Source organism: Pseudomonas fluorescens (assembly GCF_902497895.1).
Lineage (GTDB): Bacteria > Pseudomonadota > Gammaproteobacteria > Pseudomonadales > Pseudomonadaceae > Aquipseudomonas > Aquipseudomonas fluorescens_BP.
The window spans coordinates 1-6,906 of record NZ_CABVHQ010000120.1 but is presented as its reverse complement, the minus strand read 5'-3'; the positions used below and the strand labels follow the sequence as shown (position 1 = coordinate 6,906).

Genomic DNA, 6,906 nt, shown 5'->3' with positions numbered 1-6,906 from the left:
AAACCATCCAGGCATTCGCGCAGCGGCGGGATATGCAAGGACAACACATTAAGCCGATGGTAAAGGTCCTGACGGAATTCACCGCGAGCACACAGCTCCGATAGATCGACCTGGGTCGCGCAGATCACCCGTACATCCAGATAAACCTCTTCATCACTGCCGACCCGGCGGAAACAACCATCCTGCAGAAAGCGCAGCAATTTGACCTGCAAACGCGGGCTCATCTCCCCCACCCCATCGAGGAACAGCGTGCCCCCGGCCGTCAGCTCCAGCAGACCGAGCTTGCCTTCGGCCCGCGCGCCTTCGAAAGCACCGGGGCCATACCCGAACAACTCGGTCTCGGCCATCGACTCGGGCAACCCGGCGCAGTTGAGCGCCATCAACGGTGACTGCCCACGCGGGCTGGCCAGGTGGCACGCGCGCGCCAGCAACTCTTTGCCGGTGCCGGTCTCGCCTTCGATCAGCAGCGGCGCATCCAGCGGTGCCATGCGCCGTGCTTCGCGAACCACCGCGGCCATGACTTTCGAGCTCTGGAAGATGCTGTCGAAGCCGCGCAGCTCCTGCTTGCGCACATTGTAGATACGCTCGCCGACCCGATCCGCCCGATGCAGCGTCAGCACCGCACCGGCCATAGCCTCGCTGTCGTCATGCTCCGATTGCAGCGGCGCGATATCGGCCAGAAACACATCGCCCTTGACCTTGACCCGCAAGCCATTGATCCGCGATTTATTGGTACGAACCAACTCCGGCAAATCAAAATCTTCGGCATAGCGCGACAGCGGAATCCCCGGCACCTCATCGACCCGCACCCCGAGTAACTGGGCGGCGGCACGGTTGGCCGCCACGATCGAGCCGCCCATATCGATGGACAACACCGGAAACTCCAGCGCACCCAGCAAGGCGTTGAGCTCCATATGCCGGCGCTCGCTGGGCATCAGCCCGACGCGCTTGACCCCGAACACACCGTTGATTGCCTCGAATTTCGGCCGCAGTGCCTGGAACTGGATGTTGATCAGGTTCGGGCAATGCAGGTAGATCGCATTGCCATGCTCGCCGCCGACTTCGCCGCGGGCGACGTTGATCCCGTACTCCACCAGCAGGTTGAGAATGTCGCGCAAGATACCGATGCGGTTCTGGCAGTGGACTTTGATGCGCATATAAAGGTCCGGAATTTTATTGGAAGGTCGAGAACCCCCTGAACAAACGCTCGTGACGCTTGCGCAGGTAAAACCCAATGCCTGTCTGTTAAGGAAAAGGCGCGTCGAACGCAAACCTGTGGCGAGGGGGCTTGCCCCCGCTGGGCTGCGCAGCGGCCCTAAAACCTGCAAACGCATTGTTTCAGGCACACCGTGCTTGCCGACTTTACGACTGCTGCGCAGCCGAACGGGGGCAAGCCCCCTCGCCACAAGTGCGCGCCAGGCTTTAGATTTCCATTAACTAACCGGCATTAAGGCAAAGCCCGCCACTTTTTTTGCAGTCGGGCTCAGATAGTCGTCAAGATTATGTGACAGCTGTAGGGCTTTTCAAACCGGAAAATCGCAATGCGTGCGAGATCAGAGTCATTCCGTAACGAAAACTTTACGAAAAACAGGGAAAACTCCTACTCGTTCTCCTGCGCAGGTACTGCAACTGCTTCCGCCTTGAGTTATCTATATGGACATAGCTGGACATAAAACAAGAACGTAATCCCCTAGCAGGAGAGCAGCATGAAGCAGACGCACTACGTGGCTCGCGAGCCCGATGCGCAAGGTTTTATCGACTACCCCGCAGAAGAACATGCGGTGTGGAACACGCTGATCACTCGTCAACTGAAAGTGCTCGAGGGTCGTGCGTGCCAGGAATACCTGGACGGCATCGAAAAACTCGGCCTGCCTCACGACCGCATTCCACAACTCGGCGAAATCAACGAAGTGCTGGCCGCCACGACCGGCTGGCAAGTTGCCCGGGTGCCGGCGCTGATTCCCTTCCAGACCTTTTTCGAATTGCTGGCCAACAAGCAGTTTCCGGTGGCGACCTTTATTCGGACCCGCGAAGAGCTGGATTACCTGCAAGAGCCGGACATTTTCCACGAGATCTTCGGCCACTGTCCGCTGCTGACCAACCCCTGGTTCGCCGAATTCACCCATACCTACGGCAAGCTGGGCCTGCAAGCCTCGAAAGAGGAGCGGGTCTACCTGGCGCGGCTGTACTGGATGACCATCGAGTTCGGCCTGGTCGACACTCCCGAAGGCCAGCGCATCTACGGCGGCGGCATCCTGTCCTCGCCCAAGGAAACCGTGTACAGCCTGTCGGATGAGCCGGAACATCAGGCGTTCGATCCGCTGGAATGCATGCGCACGCCGTACCGCATCGACATCCTGCAACCGCTGTACTTTGTCCTGCCGAACCTCAAGCGCCTGTTCGATCTGGCCCACGAAGACATCATGGGCATGGTCAAGCAAGGTATGCAGTTGGGGTTGCGCGCTCCCAAGTTTCCGCCAAAAGCGGCGTGACCCGCGCCTTTTGGCATCAGGTGAGTCTGTTACGGGCCGATGCTTTGCTTTAGCGTGGCCCCACTGACGACCGTTTTTCCAAACACTCGATTTCAGGAACCCATCATGTCCACATTGAACCAAGCCCATTGCGAAGCCTGCCGCGCCGATGCTCCACAAGTCAGCGACGAAGAACTGCCGGTACTGATCAAGCAGATCCCTGACTGGAACATCGAAGTTCGCGACAGCGTGATGCAGCTGGAAAAAGTTTTCCTGTTCAAGAACTTCAAGCACGCCTTGGCGTTTACCAACGCCGTCGGTGAAATCTCCGAGGCCGAAGGTCATCACCCAGGCCTGCTCACCGAGTGGGGCAAAGTCACCGTGACCTGGTGGAGCCACTCGATCAAAGGCCTGCACCGCAACGACTTCATCATGGCCGCACGCACTGACCAAGTGGCCAAGGACGCCGAGGGCCGCAAATAATGCATTTCGATGCCATCGGCCGAGTGCCCGGCGACCCGATTCTCGGCCTGATGGAGGCCTATGCGCTGGATTCGAACCCGCGCAAGTTCGACCTCGGCGTGGGCGTCTACAAAGACGCCCAGGGCCTGACGCCGATTCTTCAGGCGGTGAAACTGGCCGAACAACGGCTGGTTGAACAGCAAACCACCAAGACCTACATCGGTGGCCACGGCGACGCGGCGTTCGGCAAGGTCATCAATGACCTGGTGCTGGGCGCGGACTCCGAGCTGATTGCCGAGCAACGGGCCGGCGCCACCCAGACCCCGGGCGGCACCGGTGCCTTGCGCCTGAGCGCCGATTTCATCGTCCGCTGCCTGCCCGGCCGCGGGATCTGGCTGAGCAACCCGACCTGGCCGATTCACGAAACCATTTATGCCGCGGCCGGCCTCAAGGTCAGCCACTACCCCTATGTCGGCAGCGATAACCGCCTCGACGTCGAAGGGATGCTGGCGACCTTGAACCAGGTGCCCAAGGGCGACGTGGTGTTGCTGCACGCCTGCTGTCATAACCCTACCGGGTTCGACCTGTCCCATGATGACTGGCGTCGGGTGCTGGAGATCGTCCGCAGCCGCGAGCTGCTGCCGCTGATCGACTTCGCTTATCAGGGCTTCGGCGACGGCCTGGAGCAGGACGCCTGGGCGGTGCGACTGTTCGCCCACGCACTGCCCGAGCTGCTGATCACCAGTTCCTGCTCGAAAAACTTCGGCCTGTACAGCGATCGTACCGGCGCGCTGATCGTTTGCGCGGCGAATGCCGAGAAGCTCCTGGATATCCGCAGCCAACTGGCGTTTGTTGCCCGTAACCTGTGGTCGACTCCACCGGATCACGGTGCAGCAGTGGTCGCGACCATCCTTGGCGATCCAGAGCTGAAAAGCCTCTGGGCCGATGAAGTCGAAGCCATGCGCCTGCGTATCGCGCAACTGCGCTCAGGCCTGGTGGAAGCCCTTGGCCCTCACGGCCTTGGCGAGCGCTTTGCGCACATCGGGGTGCAACGCGGAATGTTTTCCTACACCGGCCTGACACCGACCCAGGTGCAGCGCCTGCGGGAAAACCACAGCGTGTACATGGTCAGCAGCGGCCGGGCGAACGTCGCTGGTATCGATGCGACGCGCCTGGATTTGCTGGCCGAGGCGATTGCCGAAGTCTGCGCGTAACCAATCAAGCCACCACGCGGTCCGTAGCAGCTGCCGAGCCTGCGAGGCTGCGTTCGGCTGCGAAGCAACCGTAAAGCCAAACGCCGCGGTGCTCCAGAATGACCGTGGCGAAAGGGTTTACGACCGCTACGCGGCCGGACGCAGCCTTCGGCAGCTGCTACGGGGAATGCGATGAAATCGCCTTTAAATTCATCCCTCCTTCGCTTGTCTATACAACCCCGTCCGTCGCAACAATCGGATATAAAAGGCTTTTTGCCATTTCCACTGCTGTATCCTCTACAAGCTTTTTTAACATCGCGGATTTACCAGCGATATAAAAACAGACCTTGCGAGGAGCGACGACGATGCATGAGATACCTAATCTCCCCTTCCCAAGCCTGCACGAGACTGAGCAGACAACCCCACAACAAGCCGGTGCCCAACAGCCCGAGCCGAATGAATCAGTTGACCGCCTCAAGGCTGATAGCGAAGACTGAGTGAACTACCCAGACCGTGTGGAAAGCGCTAAATGATGCGCTTTCCACACAGCCTGAATACCAGTCTCCAGAGACGAACCATGACCGACAGCTTCAGCGAAACCCAAGCCAGCGTGCTGATCGGCACTGCTGAAAAGATGATCGAGGTCTGGAATCGCCTCAGCCCGGAGAAACAGGCCACCCTGCTGGCGCGTTTCGGCAACCAGGAAAATGCCCTGGCCGCTCTGGTCACCACGCAATTGCTGGCTCCCGGCAAATCCTGATTTCCCTTCCTTGAATTCATTCGTTACCGCCACTTCGGGTCGGCGCGATAGTTTTTCTTTTTCCCGCCCTGTATCGCCACAACCACCGGTATCATAAGCAGCCTATCTATCCTGCTGCGCCAGTGGACCTCTACCCATGCCAGATACCCAGCACCCCATGGCGGTCACGCTGCAAGTCGTTTCCATCGTACTTTTCACTTTCATCGGCTACCTGAACATCGGCATTCCCCTGGCCGTGTTGCCGGGTTATGTGCACAGCGACCTGGGCTTTGGCGCGGTGATCGCCGGGCTGGTGATCAGTGTGCAGTACCTGGCTACCCTGCTGAGCCGGCCTTATGCCGGGCGCATCATCGACAACAAGGGCAGCAAACTGGCGGTCATGTACGGTCTCGCCGGTTGCGGCTTGAGTGGTGTGTTCATGCTGATTTCGGCCTGGACCCAAAGCCTGCCGACGTTGAGCGTGATCAGCCTGTTGATTGGCCGCCTGGTGCTTGGTAGCGCGGAAAGCCTGGTGGGCTCCGGTTCGATCGGCTGGGGCATTGGCCGGGTCGGCGCGGCAAACACCGCCAAGGTCATCTCCTGGAACGGCATCGCCAGTTACGGCGCATTAGCCATCGGTGCACCGCTGGGAGTGCTGCTGGTCAATCAATGGGGACTGTGGAGCATGGGCGTGAGCATTCTGCTGCTGGCGGCACTTGGCCTGGTGCTGGCCTGGCCGAAAACCGCTGCCCCGATTGTCGTCGGTGAACGCCTGCCGTTCATGCATGTACTGGGCCGCGTGCTGCCCCACGGGTGCGGTCTGGCGCTGGGCTCGATCGGATTCGGCACCATCGCCACCTTCATCACCTTGTATTACGCCACTCAGCATTGGTCCAACGCCGTGTTGTGCCTGAGCCTGTTCGGTGCCAGCTTCATTGGCGCGCGACTGTTGTTCGGCAACCTGATCAATCGCCTCGGCGGGTTTCGGGTGGCGATTGCCTGCCTGGCGGTGGAAACCCTGGGGCTGTTGCTGCTGTGGCTGGCCCCTGACGCGAACTGGGCGCTGGCCGGTGCGGCGTTAAGCGGCTTCGGTTTCTCCCTGGTGTTCCCGGCGCTGGGGGTGGAAGCGGTGAACCTGGTACCCGCCTCCAGCCGCGGTGCAGCGGTCGGCGCCTATTCACTGTTTATCGATTTGTCCCTGGGGATCACCGGGCCGCTGGCCGGGGCCATTGCCGCCGGTTTCGGCTTTGCCTCGATCTTTCTGTTTGCCGCGCTGGCCGCCCTGGCCGGTCTGCTGCTCAGCTTCTATTTGTACCGGCAGGCGCCGCAGCACCTCAAGGAAAGGTACCGGGAAGAACGCCAAGCGAGCTAGAAGTCGACCTTGCCGCGCCCGGCCTTGATCGACCCGCGTTTAGTCTTGGATTCCAGCCGACGGGTCTTCGAGCCCAGGGTCGGCTTGGTCGGGCGGCGCTTCTTTTCGACCTTGGTGGCGCTGAGGATCAACTCCACTAGACGCTCCAGTGCGTCGGCGCGGTTCTGCTCCTGAGTCCGGTACTGCTGGGCCTTGATGATCAACACCCCTTCGCTGGTGATGCGACTGTCGCGCAGCGCCAGCAGCCGCTCCTTATAGAACGGCGGCAGGGATGAGGCCGGAATGTCGAAGCGCAGGTGCATGGCACTCGAGACCTTGTTGACGTTCTGGCCACCGGCACCCTGGGCGCGAATGGCGGTCAACTCGATCTCGGCATCGGGCAGCTGCACATTGTTGGAAATCACCAGCATGGAAAAGGGTCCGGAGTCAGGGCGTTCAGGATACCGCGAATGATGCGCTGACTGGACGAGCCCTATCGCGAGCAAGCTCCAATGCCGGTCAGTTAAGCAGCATTTTTGCGAGGAGCGCTTCAGATTGTTCTCCAGGTTCGAAATCCACCCCTCACCCCAACCCTCTCCCCAGAGGGCATAGGTATCTACACATCTTTTAAGGGCTGCCAAATACTGTGGCGAGGGGGCTTGCCCCCGCTCGGCTGCGCAGCAGTCGTAA

At 60.3% G+C, this 6,906-nt stretch carries 7 protein-coding genes; 5 read left to right on the top strand and 2 right to left on the bottom strand.

The features are described 5' to 3' along the window. On the bottom strand, positions 1 to 1,157 hold a 1,157-nt coding region (locus tag F8N21_RS29510; RefSeq protein ID WP_150645485.1), incomplete at its 3' end, for a sigma-54-dependent transcriptional regulator. A 549-nt stretch (positions 1,158 to 1,706) separates the two neighbouring features. Here F8N21_RS29510 and phhA point away from each other — a divergent pair. From phhA to F8N21_RS29480, 5 genes are all read left to right on the top strand, one after another. Further along, positions 1,707 to 2,492 (top strand): phenylalanine 4-monooxygenase, encoded by a 786-nt coding sequence (gene phhA, locus F8N21_RS29500; RefSeq protein ID WP_150645484.1) that lies wholly within the window; start codon positions 1,707 to 1,709, stop codon positions 2,490 to 2,492. Between the two features lie 105 nt (positions 2,493 to 2,597). After that, positions 2,598 to 2,954 (top strand): 4a-hydroxytetrahydrobiopterin dehydratase, encoded by a 357-nt coding sequence (locus F8N21_RS29495; RefSeq protein ID WP_150645483.1) that lies wholly within the window; start codon positions 2,598 to 2,600, stop codon positions 2,952 to 2,954. Further along, positions 2,954 to 4,147 carry an amino acid aminotransferase gene (locus tag F8N21_RS29490; protein WP_150645482.1) on the top strand — a complete coding sequence of 398 codons (1,194 nt, stop codon included), beginning with the start codon at positions 2,954 to 2,956 and terminating at the stop codon, positions 4,145 to 4,147. The genes F8N21_RS29495 and F8N21_RS29490 overlap by 1 nt, the downstream gene beginning before the upstream one ends. 556 nt (positions 4,148 to 4,703) lie before the next feature. Next, positions 4,704 to 4,886 carry a hypothetical protein gene (locus F8N21_RS29485; protein ID WP_150645481.1) on the top strand — a complete coding sequence of 61 codons (183 nt, stop codon included), beginning with the start codon at positions 4,704 to 4,706 and terminating at the stop codon, positions 4,884 to 4,886. Positions 4,887 to 5,022: 136 nt separating this feature from the next. Then, the gene (locus F8N21_RS29480) at positions 5,023 to 6,237 is read left to right on the top strand and encodes an MFS transporter (RefSeq protein WP_150645480.1); all 1,215 of its coding nucleotides are present in this window, start codon (positions 5,023 to 5,025) and stop codon (positions 6,235 to 6,237) included. Here the strand turns inward: F8N21_RS29480 and arfB are convergent. Then, complete coding sequence (gene arfB / locus F8N21_RS29475) at positions 6,234 to 6,647, bottom strand: alternative ribosome rescue aminoacyl-tRNA hydrolase ArfB (protein WP_150645479.1); 414 nt, start codon at positions 6,645 to 6,647, stop codon at positions 6,234 to 6,236. The genes F8N21_RS29480 and arfB overlap by 4 nt on opposite strands. Between the last annotated feature and the right edge of the window lie 259 nt (positions 6,648 to 6,906).

Coding starts and splice junctions, on each gene's coding strand:
- arfB (WP_150645479.1), bottom strand. CDS start 6,647: ATGCTGGTGATTTCCAACAATGTGCAGCTGCCCGATGCCGAGATCGAG.
- F8N21_RS29485 (WP_150645481.1), top strand. CDS start 4,704: ATGACCGACAGCTTCAGCGAAACCCAAGCCAGCGTGCTGATCGGCACT.
- phhA (WP_150645484.1), top strand. CDS start 1,707: ATGAAGCAGACGCACTACGTGGCTCGCGAGCCCGATGCGCAAGGTTTT.
- F8N21_RS29480 (WP_150645480.1), top strand. CDS start 5,023: ATGCCAGATACCCAGCACCCCATGGCGGTCACGCTGCAAGTCGTTTCC.
- F8N21_RS29490 (WP_150645482.1), top strand. CDS start 2,954: ATGCATTTCGATGCCATCGGCCGAGTGCCCGGCGACCCGATTCTCGGC.
- F8N21_RS29495 (WP_150645483.1), top strand. CDS start 2,598: ATGTCCACATTGAACCAAGCCCATTGCGAAGCCTGCCGCGCCGATGCT.